The 16,893-nt window shown below is 66.0% G+C and carries 13 protein-coding genes; 2 read left to right on the top strand and 11 right to left on the bottom strand.

Features of this window, described 5'->3' with window-relative positions:
* Positions 1–1,419 carry an 8-oxoguanine deaminase gene (locus G3A50_RS09395; protein ID WP_163074993.1) on the bottom strand — a complete coding sequence of 473 codons (1,419 nt, stop codon included), beginning with the start codon at positions 1,417–1,419 and terminating at the stop codon, positions 1–3.
* Between the two features lie 10 nt (positions 1,420–1,429).
* Positions 1,430–2,926 carry an FAD-linked oxidase C-terminal domain-containing protein gene (locus G3A50_RS09390; RefSeq protein ID WP_163074992.1) on the bottom strand — a complete coding sequence of 499 codons (1,497 nt, stop codon included), beginning with the start codon at positions 2,924–2,926 and terminating at the stop codon, positions 1,430–1,432.
* A gap of 309 nt (positions 2,927–3,235) precedes the next feature.
* Here G3A50_RS09390 and G3A50_RS09385 point away from each other — a divergent pair, with 309 nt between their 5' ends.
* Entirely contained in the window at positions 3,236–3,637 is a 402-nt protein-coding gene (locus G3A50_RS09385; RefSeq protein WP_163074991.1) for a hypothetical protein, read from the top strand.
* Positions 3,638–3,676: 39 nt separating this feature from the next.
* On the opposite strand, the gene G3A50_RS09380 is transcribed toward G3A50_RS09385, so the two are convergent.
* Positions 3,677–4,390 carry an alpha/beta hydrolase family protein gene (locus G3A50_RS09380; RefSeq protein WP_210255258.1) on the bottom strand — a complete coding sequence of 238 codons (714 nt, stop codon included), beginning with the start codon at positions 4,388–4,390 and terminating at the stop codon, positions 3,677–3,679.
* A gap of 307 nt (positions 4,391–4,697) precedes the next feature.
* Here G3A50_RS09380 and G3A50_RS09375 point away from each other — a divergent pair, with 307 nt between their 5' ends.
* Positions 4,698–6,026, top strand: a complete 1,329-nt coding sequence (locus tag G3A50_RS09375; RefSeq protein WP_163077483.1) for a DUF3422 family protein — start codon at positions 4,698–4,700, stop codon at positions 6,024–6,026.
* 53 nt (positions 6,027–6,079) lie between these two features.
* Here G3A50_RS09375 and G3A50_RS09370 read toward each other — a convergent pair whose 3' ends face one another.
* The 8 genes from G3A50_RS09370 to G3A50_RS09335 form a co-directional block, all read right to left on the bottom strand.
* The gene (locus tag G3A50_RS09370; protein ID WP_163074990.1) at positions 6,080–7,024 is read right to left on the bottom strand and encodes a hypothetical protein; all 945 of its coding nucleotides are present in this window, start codon (positions 7,022–7,024) and stop codon (positions 6,080–6,082) included.
* 160 nt (positions 7,025–7,184) lie between these two features.
* Entirely contained in the window at positions 7,185–8,582 is a 1,398-nt protein-coding gene (locus tag G3A50_RS09365) for a M16 family metallopeptidase (protein WP_163074989.1), read from the bottom strand.
* The gene (locus tag G3A50_RS09360) at positions 8,579–9,937 is read right to left on the bottom strand and encodes a M16 family metallopeptidase (RefSeq protein ID WP_163074988.1); all 1,359 of its coding nucleotides are present in this window, start codon (positions 9,935–9,937) and stop codon (positions 8,579–8,581) included. Before G3A50_RS09360 ends, G3A50_RS09365 begins: the two co-directional genes overlap by 4 nt.
* A gap of 307 nt (positions 9,938–10,244) precedes the next feature.
* On the bottom strand, positions 10,245–10,913 hold the full coding sequence (locus G3A50_RS09355; RefSeq protein ID WP_246252294.1) for a hypothetical protein: 669 nt from the start codon (positions 10,911–10,913) through the stop codon (positions 10,245–10,247).
* 111 nt (positions 10,914–11,024) lie between these two features.
* Positions 11,025–11,513, bottom strand: coding sequence for a signal peptidase II (lspA, locus tag G3A50_RS09350; protein WP_163074987.1), 489 nt, complete (start codon positions 11,511–11,513; stop codon positions 11,025–11,027).
* Between the two features lie 91 nt (positions 11,514–11,604).
* On the bottom strand, positions 11,605–14,679 hold the full coding sequence (gene ileS, locus G3A50_RS09345; protein WP_163074986.1) for an isoleucine--tRNA ligase: 3,075 nt from the start codon (positions 14,677–14,679) through the stop codon (positions 11,605–11,607).
* Between the two features lie 119 nt (positions 14,680–14,798).
* On the bottom strand, positions 14,799–15,749 hold the full coding sequence (locus G3A50_RS09340; RefSeq protein WP_163074985.1) for a bifunctional riboflavin kinase/FAD synthetase: 951 nt from the start codon (positions 15,747–15,749) through the stop codon (positions 14,799–14,801).
* 167 nt (positions 15,750–15,916) lie between these two features.
* Positions 15,917–16,819, bottom strand: a complete 903-nt coding sequence (locus G3A50_RS09335) for a TIGR01459 family HAD-type hydrolase (protein WP_163074984.1) — start codon at positions 16,817–16,819, stop codon at positions 15,917–15,919.
* Positions 16,820–16,893 lie beyond the last annotated feature (74 nt).

The raw sequence follows: 16,893 nt of genomic DNA, 5'->3' as shown, positions 1-16,893 counted from the left end.
TCAGGACTCCGAAAGCGCGGCGAGCCGGACGGCGTGCCGGTTGTGCTCGGCAACGATGGCCGGCAGGTCGATGGTCACGATCGTGCCATTGGCGACGATCGGACGCCCGTGGACGACGGTCCAGGCTGCCCCTCGCGGGGTGCAGAACAGCGCGGCCGCCACGGGGTCCGACAGCCCCCCGGCAAAGGCGACATCGTCGAGCCGCAGGGCGAAGAAATCCGCGCATTTGCCGGGCTCCAGCGAGCCGATGTCGCTGCGGCCGAGCACCTCGGCACCACCAAGGGTCGCGATCTCCAGTGCTTGTCGGGCGGTCATCCATTCGCCATCGCGCGAGGGATCGGAGGTGGACAGCGTGGTGTGTGGCCCTTCGGGCGGGCACAGCGCGATCTGAAGCCGGGCCATCAGCATCGCTTGGCGTACCTCGCCGAGCATGTGGTTGCCGTCATTTGAGGCCGAGCCGTCAACCCCGATGCCCACCTTCACGCCGGCGCGCCGATAGGCCATCACCGGGGCAATGCCGGAGGCGAGGCGCATATTGGAGCTGGGGCAATGACATACGCCCACGCCCGCTCCATTGAAGCAGCCGATCTCATGGTCGTTCACGTGCACCGCATGGGCGAACCAGACGTCGTCGCGCAGCCAGCCCAGCTCTTCCATGTAGGCGACGGGGCGCTTGCCGAAACGCTCAAGCGTGTAGCGCTCCTCGTCGATGGTCTCGGCCAGATGGGTGTGGAGGCGCACGCCCTTGGCCCGCGCCAGGGCGGCCGAATCGCGCATCAACTCGGGCGTCACCGAGAAGGGTGAGCAGGGGGCGAGGGCGATCTGCAGCAGCGAGCCGGGGGCAGGATCGTGATAGGCACCGATCACCCGTTCCGAGTCGGCGAGGATAGCCTCTTCCTCCTCCACGCAGTCGTCGGGGGGCAGCCCCCCCTTGCTTTCACCAAGCGACATCGACCCGCGCGAGACCATGAAGCGCATGCCGATCTCGCGGGCGGCGCCGATCTGGTCGTCGACCTTGCAGCCATTGCGGAACACATAGGCGTGGTCGAAGGCCGTGGTGCAGCCGGAGAGCGCGAGTTCGGACAGGCCGACCAGCGTCGCAGTGCGGGAAGCTTCCGGCGTGCGCGCGGCCCAGAGCCGGTAATGCGCCTTGAGCCAGCGGAACAGGTTCACATTCTGGGCGGCCGGCAGGTTGCGCGTCAGTACCTGATCGAGATGGTGATGGCAGTTGACGAGGCCGGGCAGCACGACATGGCCGGATAGGTCCATCACCTCGTCGGCGGTGGCCGGCAGCATCTCGCTCGGGCCAACCTGTTCGATGAACCCGTCGCGCGCGAACAGGCCACCGCCGGAGATCTCCCGGCGGGAGCCGTCCATGGTGACAAGCACGGTGGCGTTCTTGACGAGCAGGGTGGCCATGGGTGCGGGTTCAGAAACGCGGGATGTCAGGGAAGGCGAGCTTGCCGCCGCTTACATGCATGCGCCCGAGTTCGGCACAGCGGTGCAGCACCGGGAAAACCTTGCCCGGATTCAGGAGCGCGTCCGGATCGAAGGCGCATTTGAGGCGCTGCTGATGGGCGAGGTCGATCTCGTTGAACATGGAAGGCATGAGGTCGCGCTTCTCCACGCCGACGCCGTGCTCGCCAGTAAGGACACCCCCGACCTCGACGCAGAGCAGAAGGATGTCGGCGCCGAAGGCCTCCGCCCGCTCCAACTCGCCCGGTTTGTTGGCGTCGTAGCAGATCAGCGGATGGAGATTGCCGTCGCCCGCGTGGAAGACGTTGCCGCATCTGAGGCCGTACTTCTCCGACATCTCCTCCATGCGCGTGAGCACATGAGGCAGCGCCTTACGCGGAATGGTGCCGTCCATGCACAGATAATCCGGCGAGATCCGTCCCACGGCGGGGAAAGCGGCCTTGCGCCCGGCCCAGAAGGCGACCCGCTCCTCCTCGCTGGTCGAGGCCCGCAGAGTGAGGCAGCCGAGCCCGCCGGCAATATCGGCCACGCGCTCGATGAGGTGGTTCACCTCCGCCTCGGGCCCGTCCAGCTCGACGATCAGCAGCGCCTCGACATCCAGTGGATAGCCCACATTCACGAAGGCCTCGGCGGCATGGATCATCATGCGGTCCATCATCTCCATGCCGCCGGGGATGATGCCCGCGGCTATGATGGCCGCGACGCAGGCCCCGGCGGCTTCCGACGAGGGAAAGCCGATCAGCACGGCGCGCGCGGTCTCCGGCTTCTTAAGGATGCGCACGGTGACTTCGGTGACGACGCCGAGCAGGCCTTCCGAGCCCACGATGATGCCGAGCAGGTCGAGCCCGCCGGAATCGAGATGCTTGCCGCCGACCTGGACAATTTCGCCAGTGATCAGCACCATCTCGACGCCGAGCACGTTGTTGGTGGTCAGGCCATATTTCAGGCAATGCACGCCGCCTGAATTCTCGCCGACATTACCGCCGATGGTGCAGGCGATCTGCGAGGAGGGATCGGGCGCGTAATAGAAGCCCTCATGGGCGACCGCGGTGGTGATGCCCAGATTGGTGACGCCAGGCTGGGCGACCAGGGCGCGGTTCTCGAAGTCGATGTCGAGGATGCGGTTGAATTTGCCCATCCCGAGCAGCACCCCGTCCGCCAGCGGCAGCGCGCCGCCCGAAAGCGAGGTTCCGGCCCCACGCGGCACAACCGGGATGCCGTTGGCGTTGCAATAAGCCAGCACCTCGGAGACCTGCTGCGTGGTGGACGGCAGTACGACCGCCAGGGGGAGCTGGCGATAGGCGGTTACGCCATCGCTCTCGAAAGGGCGCATCTCGGTTTCGGTATCGATGACGCCCTCGCCGGGCACGATCGTCCGCAGCGCGGCCACGATCTCGGCGCGGCGTGAAATGAGATCAGCCCTCGGCTCCGGCATGACGAGCCCGGACATGGCGTTTCCTCCGGCGCATTCCCTGATTGCTTTCGAGCCATTCTAGGGAAAACCGTGCCGACTTCCTATGGTAAAAAAAATATACCAAGAAAATCGTCATCACACGCCTGGCTGGTTTTGGACCCCTTCTTGCCCACGACGTCTTCTGGGACGAATGCCGGCTCGCCGCGCGGACGTGGCTGAAATCCCAGGGCCTTGCGCCGGATCAAGGCCGTTCGCACGTGAAGGGCTAAAGCTTGCTCAACGGCTGGTGATTGCCCGCCAACGAGAGGGCCCACCGGCAGGGGCTCCATCAAAAGGAGACGACCCATGACCGACGCAACCACCGACATGCTGCAGCGCATTCGGCTTCATCTCGCCCGCTCGAAGGACTTTCCCGACGGGAGCGCCCGCCATGGTTATGAGTTCGTCGCCCCGCTCGACGCCACCGGCCATATCGCGGTCGAGGCCTGGAAGGACCTGCGCGAGCGCTGCACGGTGACCCGTTTCTGGGGCAGCGACGTGCCCGAGCAGGGCCGCCTCCTACACCGCGCGGGCGGTGCCGACGGAGCCAGCTGGGTCTTCGACTATGAGGAAGGTCAGAGCGACGACGATGAAACGGGCTATCGCTTCGGCGATCACGCCTTCGTGCCGGGCGAGTATGTCTCGCTGCGTGACGAGGACGGAGTGATGCATACTTTCGTTGTGTTCACGGTGCAGCCCGCCGCCTGATGGCTTTAGCGACAATCAGGCGTTGAGGCTGTCGCCTGCTCAGTTCGAACTGCGCTGCACGGCCGGTACGATGGCGGAGGGCACCGGCGGTGCCGACGCGGTCGCCGTGGCACTTGCCGGGGTAGCGGCGGTCTCCACCGCCGGCGCGCTGACCGGCTTGGGCTTGCGGCGCGCGACTGGGCGCGAGGGCTTCTGGATCATCGCAATGACCTTGGCGTGCAGGTCCGCGGCCTTATCGATGGTGAAGTGGCTGAGCGAGCCCGCGCCCGTGAGGTCAATATTCTCGACGCGCGGACCCGACACCGGCTTTCCGGAGCCGCCGGCCTGGTAGTAATTCACCACCTTGCGAATCTTGTCCGAGGCGACGGTGGGTGTGACGGGATCGAAGGTCACCACCAGCGGCACCGGCACGCCGGCCGCGCTTACCTTGTTGCCCATATAGACGGCCGCATCGGCGCCAAGCGAATGGCCGATGATAATCACCGGCGACGGACGGCGCTTGCCGGCTTTGGCCTCCTCGATCGCCTGGTCGGCAAGAGTCTTCCAGTCGACATAAGAATGAACGCTGGCGTTGATGCCACGGGCCTTCAGCTTCTCGGTCAAGTCATCCATGCCGAGAGAGAAGATGTTCGCCAGTCCACGCAGCAGATAAACCCGCGGTGCATTCGCGTTGCTCTTCGCAAAGGCCGGAGCGGCGATTGCGGTGGAAAACGCCGCTATGAGGCACAAAATCCAAAACCGCGCACGCTTCATGTCACGAATCCCGAAAAAGACCAACGACCTTCATGCATCCGCCATAACCGCCAAGGCAAACGAATTTTGACTCGCTCCAGTTTCGCACTCCGCGATGATGCGAATACGCAACAGACAGAAGAAAACTGTCTATAGGGAAGCCTTTGCCGGGTTTCATGGTCTGGTTCCCTCGCCCCTTGCCAGCCCCTGGTTGTCATGCAACCGACTGGGGCGCGAGAGGTTCCATTCGGACCAAGGCGCGGCCCGATCATGGCGGAAACCGTCCAGCGTGCCGGGGAGAGGAGCGGGAAACGTGAGTGAAGCAAAGCTGCCCAGGACCGAAAGCAGCCCCGCCATCGGCGCGGTCTTTCAGGACCATCCGCTGCGCGCGCCCGTGCTGGCCGAACTCCATGCGCGCCCCTTCATGCCGGTCGCCACGCCCGCCCGTGTCCTGCACGTCGCCTTTCTTGTTGATCGCGAACAGGCGGCGGCGGACCGGGCCGCCTTCGCCGGCTTGTGCGCGGCGCGTGGCCAGCCGGGGCCGGCACGCGAGGCCAAGCAGCACCGGGTGGCATTCGGTGGCGCCGTGCTGCGCTGGGAACGCCATGCCGAGTTCACCACCTATACCTGGGAGCTGCCGAGCGAGGATCTGATCGATGGCGGGCTGCCCTTCCATCCGGCGTCGGGCGCATTGGTCGCCACGCTGGCGCAGCTTCCCCAACCCGGCCCGCTGCTCGTTGCGGTCGATCTCCAGCTGGTGACCGACACCGCCGATTCCCTCGCGCTTGACCGGCTGTTCGACCGTTCCAGCCTCGCGCGTTCGGATGTCGAGGACGGGTTCGCGGAGATCGCCACCGACTTTCAGCCGGACCCTTCCGGTTTCGTGCGCATCCTGGTCCGCGACCGGGGCATGACACGCGACGCCTCCGGCGCCCTGGTTCAGCGGGTGCTGGAAATCGAGACGTATCGCACGCTGGCCCTTCTGGGCCTGCCGGAGGCGCAGGGCCTCGTGCCCACCGTCGCCAAGATCGAGAACCAGCTCAGTACGATTACCCGCGAGATGCGCGAAAGCGAGGGGCTTATTGCCAATAACCGCCTGCTGGGCGCGCTGACCTCGCTGGCCGCGGAGCTCGAGGCGGATGCGGCGGCGTCGCTGTTCCGCTTCGGTGCGACGCGCGCCTATGAGGAGATCGTCACCCAGCGGCTTCAGGTGATCGGCGAGCGCCAGATCTCGGGCTATCCGACATGGCAGCAGTTTCTGCTGCGCCGACTGCAGCCGGCGATGCGGACCTGCCAGTCCGTGGAACAGCGCCAGGCCAATCTGTCGGTGAAGCTCACCAGCGCGGCGAACCTGCTGCGCACACGGGTCGACGTGGAGCTTGAACAGCAGAACCGGGACCTGCTCAGCTCGATGAACAAGCGTGCGCGTATGCAGCTGCGCCTGCAGCAGACGGTGGAGGGCCTGTCCGTCGCGGCCATCTCCTACTATGTCGTCAGCCTTGTGCACTATGTGTTTGAGGGCGTGCATCCCACGCTCGAGCATGTGGGAATGAACTTCGATGTCGGTCTCGCCACCGCGCTTTCAGTGCCGGTAGTGGCGTTTGTGATCTGGAGCGTGGTGCGCCGGATCCGCCGTGGGCACATCGACGAGGCCTGAAAGGCGCTGTCGATGGCCCGGCTTGCCGCTGGATTTCAACGTTTGCTGGCGCGCTACTGAGAGAAGCCGCCGGTGGAGGGCGCGGGAGCCCCGATCCATTGAGTGTCGCTATTGTTGGGCGCCGATGCGGCCGGTGCTGAAGATGCCGGTGCGGTGATCGGCGCTGGAGCGGTTACCACCGGGCTCGGCGCTGCGGGCGCTGTGCGGGCGGCGGCCGGCGCCGGAGTGGTCGCCACGGGCGCCGCCTGCTGCACCGGCTTGGGCTGCGCCGGCTTCGGGCGGGCCTGCTGCTGGCGCGGCCGGGCCGGCTTGGGCTCGTTGGCGCCCTGCGGATCGAAGCCGATATAGACCACATAGCGATCAAGCGTCGCCGCATCGGGACGCGGAAAATTGACGTCGTCGGCGACGAGGCTGAAATCGACCTGCATCACGCTGGGCCCGATTTCGACCGGCACCGAGTAGAACTTGGTCCATACCGACTTCGGGACCGGACCCTCCTCGACCACGGCGAGACGGATCGGCACGTTGATCTTGCCAGGGCCCCCCTTGGCCCCGAGCAGCACCCTGCCCTGGATGCCGATGCGCATGTTCATGTCGGGTGTCGTGTAGCGGCATTCGCGCGCGAACTGGCCAAGTGTCGCCTGATAGCGCAGCCCGCCATCGGAGGGATCGGTCACCTGCCACGCGGCAGCGCCGCCACGCACCTCGACGCGGGGGCAGCTGAATTCCGACGTGTCGGAGCTGGCGGCGGCCGTCGTCGTCGCGCTGGCCGCGTCCCCGGTCGGGCGTACCGTCGTCGTCTGCATGCTGGAGCCGAAGAGACCCTGGTCGTCGGCATTTCCAACACCCGCGGGACCCACGTCGCCATCGCCGCCGCCGACACCTCCAGCACACCCGGCAAGCAGCAGCGCCAGTGCCGGAAGGGTAACCGCAAGGCGGCTCAGGGGCCGTTTGGCTGTCGTCGAGATGGCTCGGCTCCGCACGTCAACAACACTCATACGCATACTCCCCGCCTGACCGGCGCACGGCCTTTCCCGCACGCATTCTCCATCGGCCCTATCGGGCTCCGCTTTCATGCGGACGCTCTTATAGCAGGCGATTGCGGACTGGGAACATGTTCCGGCAAACCGACTGCGACACCGACAGGCAGAGGCCGGCTCAGCCGCCGTCGGACGACGCAAGGCCGGAAGGCTTGCCAACAATGCTGAACAGCCACGCCGGATCGTCGCGGAACCGGGCGGCCACGCGCTTGATGTCGTCCAGCGTGACCGCGCCGACCAGCTGATTGCGAATGTCGATGTAGTCGATGCCGAGTTCGTCGATCTGGATCTGCAGCAGCTGCGAGGCGACCTTGGCCGATGAATCGAAGCGCAGCGCAAAGGAGCCAATGAGATAGCTCTTGGCGTCCGCCAGCTCGTCCTCGCTTGGCCCGTCGGTCAGCAGCTTGAGCCACTCCGCCTTGATGATGTCGATCGTTTCGCCAGCGCGGTCGTTCTTCGTCGCCGTGCCGCCAAGGATCAGCGCCGCGTGGTCGAGCGGGGCAAGGTGGCTATACACCGAGTAGGCGAGGCCACGTTTCTCGCGCACTTCCTTGAACAGGCGCGAGGAGAAGGCCGAGCCACCCAGCATGTGGTTCAACACGAAGGCCGGGATGAAATCGGGATCATTGCGCTTCAGGCCAATGCCGCCAAACACCATCGACGTCTGCGGTACGTCCAGTTCCTTCACCACGACGGTGCCAAGCCCCTGCGGGGTGACATCCGGCACAGGTGTGAGCCCGGCCCTGGCGGGCAATGCGCCGAACATCTTGTCGAGTGCGGGGGCGAGGGCTTCCGGCGTGATGTCGCCGACCACCGCGATCTTGAGGTTGTCACGCGCAAGGTTGCGCGCCACGAAGCCGGTGAGGTCCTCGCGGGAGATCGTCGGCACGCTTTCCAGCGTGCCCATGACCGGGCGGCCATAGGGATGGTTGGGGAAGGCGGTGCTCGACCAGCCCAGACTTGCCAGCGTCGAGGGGTCATTGAGGCGGCGGCGCAGGGAGGCGAGCTGCCCCTGCCGGATGCGCTCAACCGCCTCGGTGTCGAAGCGCGGCTGCGTCACGGCGAGCCGCATCAGCTCGAAGGCCTCGTCGGCATTCTCCGACAAGGTGCGCAGCGAGCCGGACATCTGGTCGCGCGAGGCGTCGAAACGCAGCTCGATCGCCTTACCGGCCATGCGGTCCTGAAAGGCCTGCGAATCAAGGTCACCCGCGCCTTCGTCGAGCAGCGAGGCGGCGAGATTGGCCACTCCCGGCTTGTCGCCGGGATCCTGCGACGCGCCTCCCATGAACGCGATCTCCATCGCGACCAGCGGAAGCGTGGTGTCGTGCACCAGCCAGGCCTCGATGCCGCCCGGGCTTATCACACGCTGGATGCGCGTGGTTTCGGACTGGGCGGGGGCGACGGGGAGGAGGGCAATGTTCATGATCAGACTGGCGGCAGCGAGCTGGAGGAAAGGACGGAAAAGCACGGAACGAAGGAAGCCGGGGAGCGCGCCGCTGCGATGGGCCAGCCTCATGAACGCTTCTCCGGTGCGTCCGAACCGATGGGCGCGGCAGGATGGGGCTTGGCCGGGAGGAGCTCGGTCGTTACCGACCGCGCGGGTACGAGATAACGCCGCGCCACGTCGCGCACTTCGTCGGCTGAGACCTCCTTGACCATATCCGGCCAGATCTTCACGTCCTCGATGGTCGAGCCGGTGGCGAGGGCGGCACCATAGATGCGCGCCAGCGTGGCCTGGTTGTCCTGGGCGTAGATCGCTTCGGCGACAAGGCGGGTCTTGGCCCGTTCAAGCTCGCCCGCATCCGGCCCGTTCTTCGCGAGATCGCCGATCACTTGGTCAAGGGCCTGTTCCAGCGTCTCCATTGTCACTTCCGGGCGAGGAGAGGCGGAGATGGCAAAGCGGGTCTCGTCGAGAGCGGTGCTTTGATACCAGGAACCGGCGCCGGCAGCGAGGCCCTTTTCGGCGACCAGCGTCCGGTAGAGCCGGCCGGTGGAGCCGCCGCCCAGGATCTGCGACAGCACGTCGAGCGCGACGCTTTCCTTCTTGTCGTTCCGATAGGAGGGCACGAGATAGGCGCGGGCGAGATTGGGCTGGCCGACACGGGCATCCGCGAGGACAAGCCGGCGGGACGCACGCGGGGGCGGCTCCTGCGGACGGATCCGCTCCGCCGTTTCGGCGCGGGGCTTCACCTTGCCATAAGTGCCCTCGGCGAGCTTCTTCACCTCGTCCGGCTGGACATCGCCGGCGACCACGAGGATCGCGTTGTTGGGGGTGTAGAAGCGGCGGTAGAAGGCGAGCGCGTCCTCGCGGTTCAGCTTCTTGATCTCGTCTTCCCAGCCGATGATCGGGTGGGCATAGGGATGGTTGACGTACATCGCCGCCTGCGCGGCTTCGGAGAGCTGGGAGGAGGGATCATTGTCGGTGCGCATGCGGCGCTCTTCGAGAACCACGTCGCGCTCGGGCAGCACCACCTCATCGGTGAGCACGAGCCCGGTCATGCGGTCGGCCTCGAAATCCATCACCGTGCCGAGGTTCTCCTTGGCCACGCGCTGGAAATAGGCGGTGTAATCCTGCGAGGTGAACGCATTCTCCTGCCCGCCGAGCTTGCCCACCACCTGCGAGAACTCGCCGGCGGGGTGGCTTTCCGTGCCCTTGAACATCAGGTGTTCGAGAAAATGGGCAATGCCGGACTTGCCGGGCTGCTCGTCGGCCGAACCGACGCGATACCACACCATATGGGTGACGACCGGAGCGCGATGATCGGGGACCACCACGACCTGAAGTCCATTGTCGAGGGTGAACTCTGCGACCTCGGCGCCGCTGGCGCGGTTCGAGGCGAGGGACGCGGCGATCAGCATCACGGCAGACATCAGCTTTCCAGTCGACAGGGTTCGAGACGGCATTCCAGTTACAATATCCGTATTGACGCCATGATATAGGCAGGCATGTCGGCTTCAGCCATGCCTGCTTCCCGTGCGGGCATTCCCAGTCGACATTTCTATCGCCTTCAGGTCAGGCAAGACCGTGCGTCCGAGAAACGCAACCAAGAGCGGCATGGAAGCGGGCGAAACACTCTGCCACAGATCGTGACGGTCCGGCGCGACGCCGGATCAATCCCCTGTGAGCGACCGTGGGGCTGCCGACGGGAGCCCCACTCTCGATGAACCGGCGGCCCTGTCAGTTCCGGTCGTTGTTCTTCTGGGTGCGGTCGAACCAGTTCGGCAGGCTCCAGCCTTTCTCTTCCGGACGCTCGGCAACCACACCATAGGCGGCGCCATCGGCAGGGGTCATGAAGCCGGACGGGGGTTCGGTCAGGGACGTCCGCTCGGGCTCTCCCTGGAACACCATCTTCTCTTCCGGCTTCTTGTTGCCCCACCCCGTGAAGCCGAGGCCCGTGGTCGGATTCAGCCAGTCCGGACGGCTGGCATTGTTCTTGACCGGTTCACCACCGGCATAAACCTTGTTCGGGTTGATACCCCGCGCGACTTCGGCCGGAGTAAGGGCGCGGCCGGCCTGGCGATCACTGAAACTCTCGGGCGTGCGCGCTTGCTCTGCCTCGGCCTTGCGACGCTGCACGTCGTCATCCTTCGGCCAGGCCGGATTCTCGGCCAGCGCATTGGCATTGCGGGGCGGCGGCAGCACGTCGCCGGTGGGAGGCACCACCAGCGGGGCGCGCTCGCGATAATTGATGTCCGGCGGAGCCGAGGGCACCAGGCCGAGGCCGGTGAAGATCTGCTCGGTCAAGTTATCTTCTTGTGCGGAAGCCGGTGCACCGGCCATCAGAACGGCCGCACCAATGGCGGCGCCGAGCAGGGTGGCGCGCGTCGAAAGGGGTCGTTTCATCATCCGATCGTCTCCTGAGGGCGCGGTTGATAACCGAGCTTCCCGGACGGGCACGCCGAAACGGCCGAGGACGCACTCACGCCCGGACGAAAGGCAGCTATCAGGGCAGGACGGCTAATTTGCGGCGCCGCCACGGAAGGAGTCATACAGAAGCAGGCCGACGCCGGCAACAATCGCCACGTCGGAGAGGTTGAAGACGTACCAGTAGAAGCCAAATGCGTGCAGCGACACGAAATCGAACACCGCGCCATAGGCGGCGCGGTCGATGGCGTTGCCGAGCGCCCCGCCGATGAGGAGCCCGAGTGCGGCGGCCTCGATACGGCGTGTGGAGCGCGCCAGCCAGAGCCAGAACAGAATGGCCGCGACCACCTTCAGCCCGCCAAGCAGCCACCAGCCATGAGCTCCCTGCGCGAACAGGCCGTAGCTGATCCCCGTGTTCCATGCGCGCACGAAGTCGAGGAAGGGGGCGATGGTAATGATGCCGCTGTCGCCGAAGTCCACGCCATGCAACACGGCGAGCTTCGAGGCCTGGTCGACCACCAGGGCGGCAAGCGCGAAGCCCGCGCCATAAAGCGTCATGGGGCCGGTGAGAGGGAACCTCATGGGCGCAGCTTTTTCAATGTTCCGTGAGGACGGTCGATCCCGGCACGGCGCCCGTGCCGGGATCGCGCAGAAATGACCACAGAGGTTGCCCTCACTCGGCCGCGCGGCGCGCGATTGCGAGCTCGCGCAGGGCGAGTGCGTCGCGCGGAGTCACATCCGGGTAGTCCGGATCGGTCCCCACCAGCGGCGATATCTTCCAGGACCGCGCGCATTTGTGACCCTGCGCCTTGGCCGGCACGACACTGACGCCTGGAACCTCATCAAGGCGGAAGGCGTCCTTGGGGCCTTCATCCGGCATCAGATGGGCGTCGGAGGTGATGCACACCTCGGCAAGGTCGACCGCGCTGACGGCGGCGAACAGCGCCGGATCGCTCACATGGATGACCGGCGCCGCTTCCAGGCTGGAGCCGATGCGCTTGGCGGCGCGCTCCATCTCAAGCGCGCCGAGCACGACGCGGCGAACCTGGCGGATCTTGCGCCACTCATCGGCGAGCTTGTCATTGCGCCACTTCTCCGGAGTCTCCGGGAAGGTCTGGAGATGTACCGATCCGTCTTCGGAAGGGAAGCGGGCGAGCCAGGTCTCTTCCGCGGTGAAGGGCAGGATAGGGGCGAGCCAGATCACCAGTCGGTGGAACACCTCGTCGAGCACGGTCAGGCAGGCGTGGCGCGTCACCGAGGAAATCGGGTCGCAGTAAAGTGCGTCCTTACGCACGTCGAAATAGAAGGCCGAAAGCTCGGTGGTCATGAAGGCGGTCAGGGCCGCGTTGACCCGCTTGAAATCGAAGGCGGCATAGGCGTCGCGCACCACCCCGTCGAGCTCGACCAGCCGGTGCAGGACCATGCGTTCCAGCGGCGGCATGTCGACATAGGCGACCCGTTCGGCCTCGCGGTAGTGATTCAGCGAGCCGAGAAGCCAGCGCAGCGTGTTGCGCAGCTTGCGGTAGGTCTCAACCGTGGTTTTCAGGATCTCCGGCCCGATGCGCAGGTCATCCGAATAGTCGGACGCGCAGACCCACAGGCGCAGGATATCGGCGCCGGATGCCTTGATGACTTCCTGCGGGGCCACGACGTTGCCGACCGACTTCGACATCTTGCGGCCCTGCTCATCGAGCACGAAGCCGTGGGTCAGCACCACGTCATAGGGCGGGCGCCCCCTTGTGCCGCAGCTCTCCAGCAGGGAGGAGTGGAACCAGCCGCGATGCTGGTCCGAACCTTCCAGATACATCACCCGGTCCGGCCCGCCATTGAAGGCGCGGTCGACCTTCAGGTCCTCGCGCACTTCAAGGGTGAAGGCGTGGGTGGAGCCGGAATCGAACCAGACGTCGAGAATGTCGTCGACCTTGTGCCATTCGTCGGGGCTGTAGTCGTTTCCGAGGAAGCGCTGGGCGGCGCCGTGCTGATACCAGGCGTCGGCGCCCTCTGCGGCGAAGGCATTCGCGATGCGCTCGTTCACCTTCTCGTCGCGCAGGATCTCGACATTGCCGTCGCCCATGTCGCGCACGAAGACAGCGATCGGCACGCCCCAGGCGCGCTGGCGCGAGACCACCCAGTCCGGGCGGTTCTCGATCATGCCGTTGATACGGTTGCGTCCGGTTTCCGGCACCCACTGCACACCGGCGATGCCGCCAAGCGCACGGGCGCGGAGCGTGTCGCCCACTGTCGAGGAGCCGTCCGTCGCCGCGATGTCCTTGTCCATCGCGATGAACCATTGCGGCGTGTTGCGGAAGATCACCGGTGCCTTCGAGCGCCAGGAATGCGGATACTGATGCTTCAGCCGCCCGCGCGCGATGATCTTGTCCGCCGCCAGCAGGGCCTTGATGACCACATCATTGGCGTCGCCCTCCTTGCCCTTGTCGTCCATCACCCGATGGCCGGCAAACAGCGGGACGTGGTCGTAATAATAGCCGTCCGGCCCGACCGTGTGGGGCACCTCGCCAAGATGACGGGAGATATAGAGATTGAAATCGTCCGCGCCATGGCCGGGCGCCAGATGTACGAAGCCGGTGCCGGTATCGTCGGTCACGAAGTCGCCGGGGACGACGGGCACCGGGAAGTCGTAATAGCCCTTCGATCCCTCGACGCCGCGCAGCGGATGGGCACAGACGAGGTGCGTCGGGTCGAGCTGGGTGTGGCGTTCATAGCCGGTCACGCGCGCGGCTTTGAACACGTCCGCCGCCAAATTGTCGGCGAGGATGAAGTGCTCCCCCACCTTCGCCCAGTTGTCGTCGGCAGCCTCGGTCACCTCGTAGACCGCATAGGTCACGTCAGGCGAGAAGGCGATCGCGCGGTTGCCGGGGATGGTCCAGGGGGTTGTCGTCCAGATGACGATCGACGCGCCCTCAAAGGAGGGAAACAGGTGGATGTCGGCAGCCTTGTCCGCCGGCTCCAGCCCCTTGGGAAGCCCGCCCGCCGTCGCCGCGCTCTTACGATAGCCCTTGACCGGGAACTTCACATAAATCGTGGTCGACTGGTGGTCGTGATACTCCACCTCGGCCTCGGCCAGCGCGGTCTTTTCGACCACGGACCACATCACCGGCTTGGAGCCGCGATAGAGCAGGCCATTGCCGGCGAATTTCATGATCTCGCGGGCGATCTGCGCCTCGGAGGCATAGGCCATCGTGGCATAGGGGTGCGCCCAGTCGCCCTCGACGCCGAGCCGCTTGAACTCCTCGCGCTGCACGTCGAGCCAATGCTCGGCATAGGAGCGGCATTCCTGGCGGAAGGCCACCATCGCCTGCGGGTCGGAGAAGTCGGGCTTCACCTTTCCCTTCTTGCGGTAGTTTTCTTCCTCGATCTTCCATTCGATCGGCAGGCCATGGCAGTCCCAGCCGGGAACATAGTTCGAGTCGTAGCCGAGCGCGCCTTGAGAGCGCACCACCACATCCTTCAGGATCTTGTTGAGCGCGTGGCCGATATGGATGTTGCCATTGGCGTAGGGCGGGCCGTCATGGAGCACGAAACGCGGTCGCCCGGCACCGGCCTTGCGCTGCTTGCCGTAAAGATCGATCCGCTCCCAGCGGGCCAGCATCTCCGGCTCGCGCTGCGGCAGACCGGCCCGCATCGGGAAGTCCGTCTGCGGCAGGAACAGGGTCGACGAATAATCATGCGCCGCGGCTTCGCCGTTGGGCTCTTTTTCAGTGCGACCGTTGCTGTTGCGGCTCGTCATCGCGCGCTCCTTCACTCGCCGCACGGTTTAAGCGCAGCCGCAAGGCGGTGCAAGGGCGCGTGAGGCTCAAGGCAGCTCGATCGCGGCTGCTTTCCGTGCCGGGCAGAGCGCCGTCTCCCTCAGCCGAGCGCGGCTCGGGCCTGCGCGCTGTCTTCGTTCATCTGGGCGATCAGGGCCTCGATGCTGTCGAATTTCAGCTCGGGGCGCAGAAAGGCATGAAAGGCCACGCGCAGGACTTGGCCATACAGGTCGCCGGAATAGTCAAAGATGAAGGTTTCGAGCCGGGGTGCGCCGTCGTCGAAAGTGGGGCGGCGGCCGAAGCTCGCCACGCCCTTGTGAACGGCGCCGTCGATCTCCACGCTCACCGCATAGATGCCGTGGGCGAGTGTCACCGCCGGATCGAGCCGCATATTCGCGGTGGGGTAACCCAATTCGCGCCCGCGCTTGTCGCCATGAATCACCTCGGCCTCGATCATCCACGGTGCGCCGAGCATGTCGGCGGCCTGCTCGACGCGGCCCTGCGCCAGAGCCGCGCGAATCACGCTGGAGGAAATCTGCGCGCCTTCATCGAGCAATGGCGGGACGATCTCGACCGGGAAGCCGTGGCGCTTGCCGGCCTCGCGAAGGAAGATGGGCGATCCGCCGCGTCCGTTGCCGAAATGGAAATCGTAGCCGGCGACAACCATCGCCACATTGAGCCAGCCGACCAGGACGTCGGCGACGAAGCTCTCGGCATCTTTGGCGGCGAGATCGGCGTCGAAGCCAAGCACCACGGCACCGTCGAGCCCGGTCTGCGACAGCCGGGCCAGCTTCATCGGCTCCGGCGTGAGGCGGAACACCGGTTCCGCAGGCCGGAAGAAGGAGCGGGGATGCGGCTCGAATGTCACGGCCAGCGCCGCCCGTCCCAGCGAACGAGCCTGTTCGAGCGCCGTGCTGATGACCGCCCGATGGCCGCGGTGCACACCGTCGAAATTGCCGATGGCGACGACCGGGCGGGCGAGCTCCGGTGGCAACGGGGCCTGGTCACGCAGGACGCGGAAGGGATGGGAGCGGAGAACGGGCTGCATCATGTCTGCACTGGCACGGCCGACGGGCGGGGCACGCAGGGTACTCCGGCAATGAAGGCGAGATCGACTGCTGTCAGCACCACCCCGCCTGATCCCGCATAGGTGGCGCGATGGCGTGCCGACGTCAATCCGGCCGGTCCCTTAACCGTCGCCGCGGCCCTCACCGGTCTCTACCATGTGAGACGGGTGGTGACGGCGGCCGGCAGACCGGGGCCGTCGGCCAGAAGGCGCTCAAGCGACCGGGAATCAACCTCCGCGCCGTGTTCCAGCCCGAGCTCACCGGCATGGATTCCGGCGGCGACGAAGAGGCAGTCGATTCCCGCGCCAAGCGCGCCGGCAAGATCCGTGCGCAGCGCATCCCCGATGGCGATGATGCGCTCACGTGGAACCTCGGCTCCGCGCAGGCTTCGCGCCGTGTCGAGCGCGGTGTCGTAGATCGGCTTGTGCGGCTTGCCGCAGAATACCGTGTCGCCGCCAAGCGCCTGATAAGCCTCCGCGATGGCGCCCGCGCACCAGATGAGATCGCCGCCCCGCTCCACCACGATGTCCGGGTTGGCGCAGATAAAGGGCAGATCGCGCGCCTTTGCCGCCTTCAGCGTCTCTGTGTAGTCGCCCGGAGTCTCGACGGTGTCATCGAACAGCCCGGTGCACACGATCAGCTCGGCCTCCTCGAAACCGGTGAGAGTGAGGTCCAACCCTTCATACAGGCCCAGATCCCTCTCCGGGCCGAGATGCCAGGCCTTCACGCCCGGCCGCTCCGCCAGCAGCGCGTGCGTCACCATGCCGGAGGTGACGATGGTGTCGTAGGCGCTGCGTGGGACGCCCAGGCCGTCGAGTATGCGGGCCACGCCTTCGCGCGGACGCGGCGCATTCGACACCAGGACGACGCTCATGCCAGCGGCCCGCGCCTGTTCAAGCGCCTGATAGGCCGGCGCGAAGGCCGCCGCCCCATTGTGAAGCACGCCCCAAATGTCGCACAGAACCACGTCATAGCCCGTCGCGATACTGGCGAAGGAGGCGATGATCGGGGGGGCGCCATTGGCGCGCGGGGCAGGATCAGTATCGGATTGCATGAGCGGGCATTGCCACGCCTGACGGCCGCGCACAAGCCGTAACCGGCGCGGGCGGGCCATGCGCGCTGACGGTT

It is taken from the genome of Ancylobacter pratisalsi (assembly GCF_010669125.1).
Classification (GTDB): domain Bacteria; phylum Pseudomonadota; class Alphaproteobacteria; order Rhizobiales; family Xanthobacteraceae; genus Ancylobacter; species Ancylobacter pratisalsi.
This window is presented reverse-complemented; position numbering and strand designations above follow the sequence as displayed.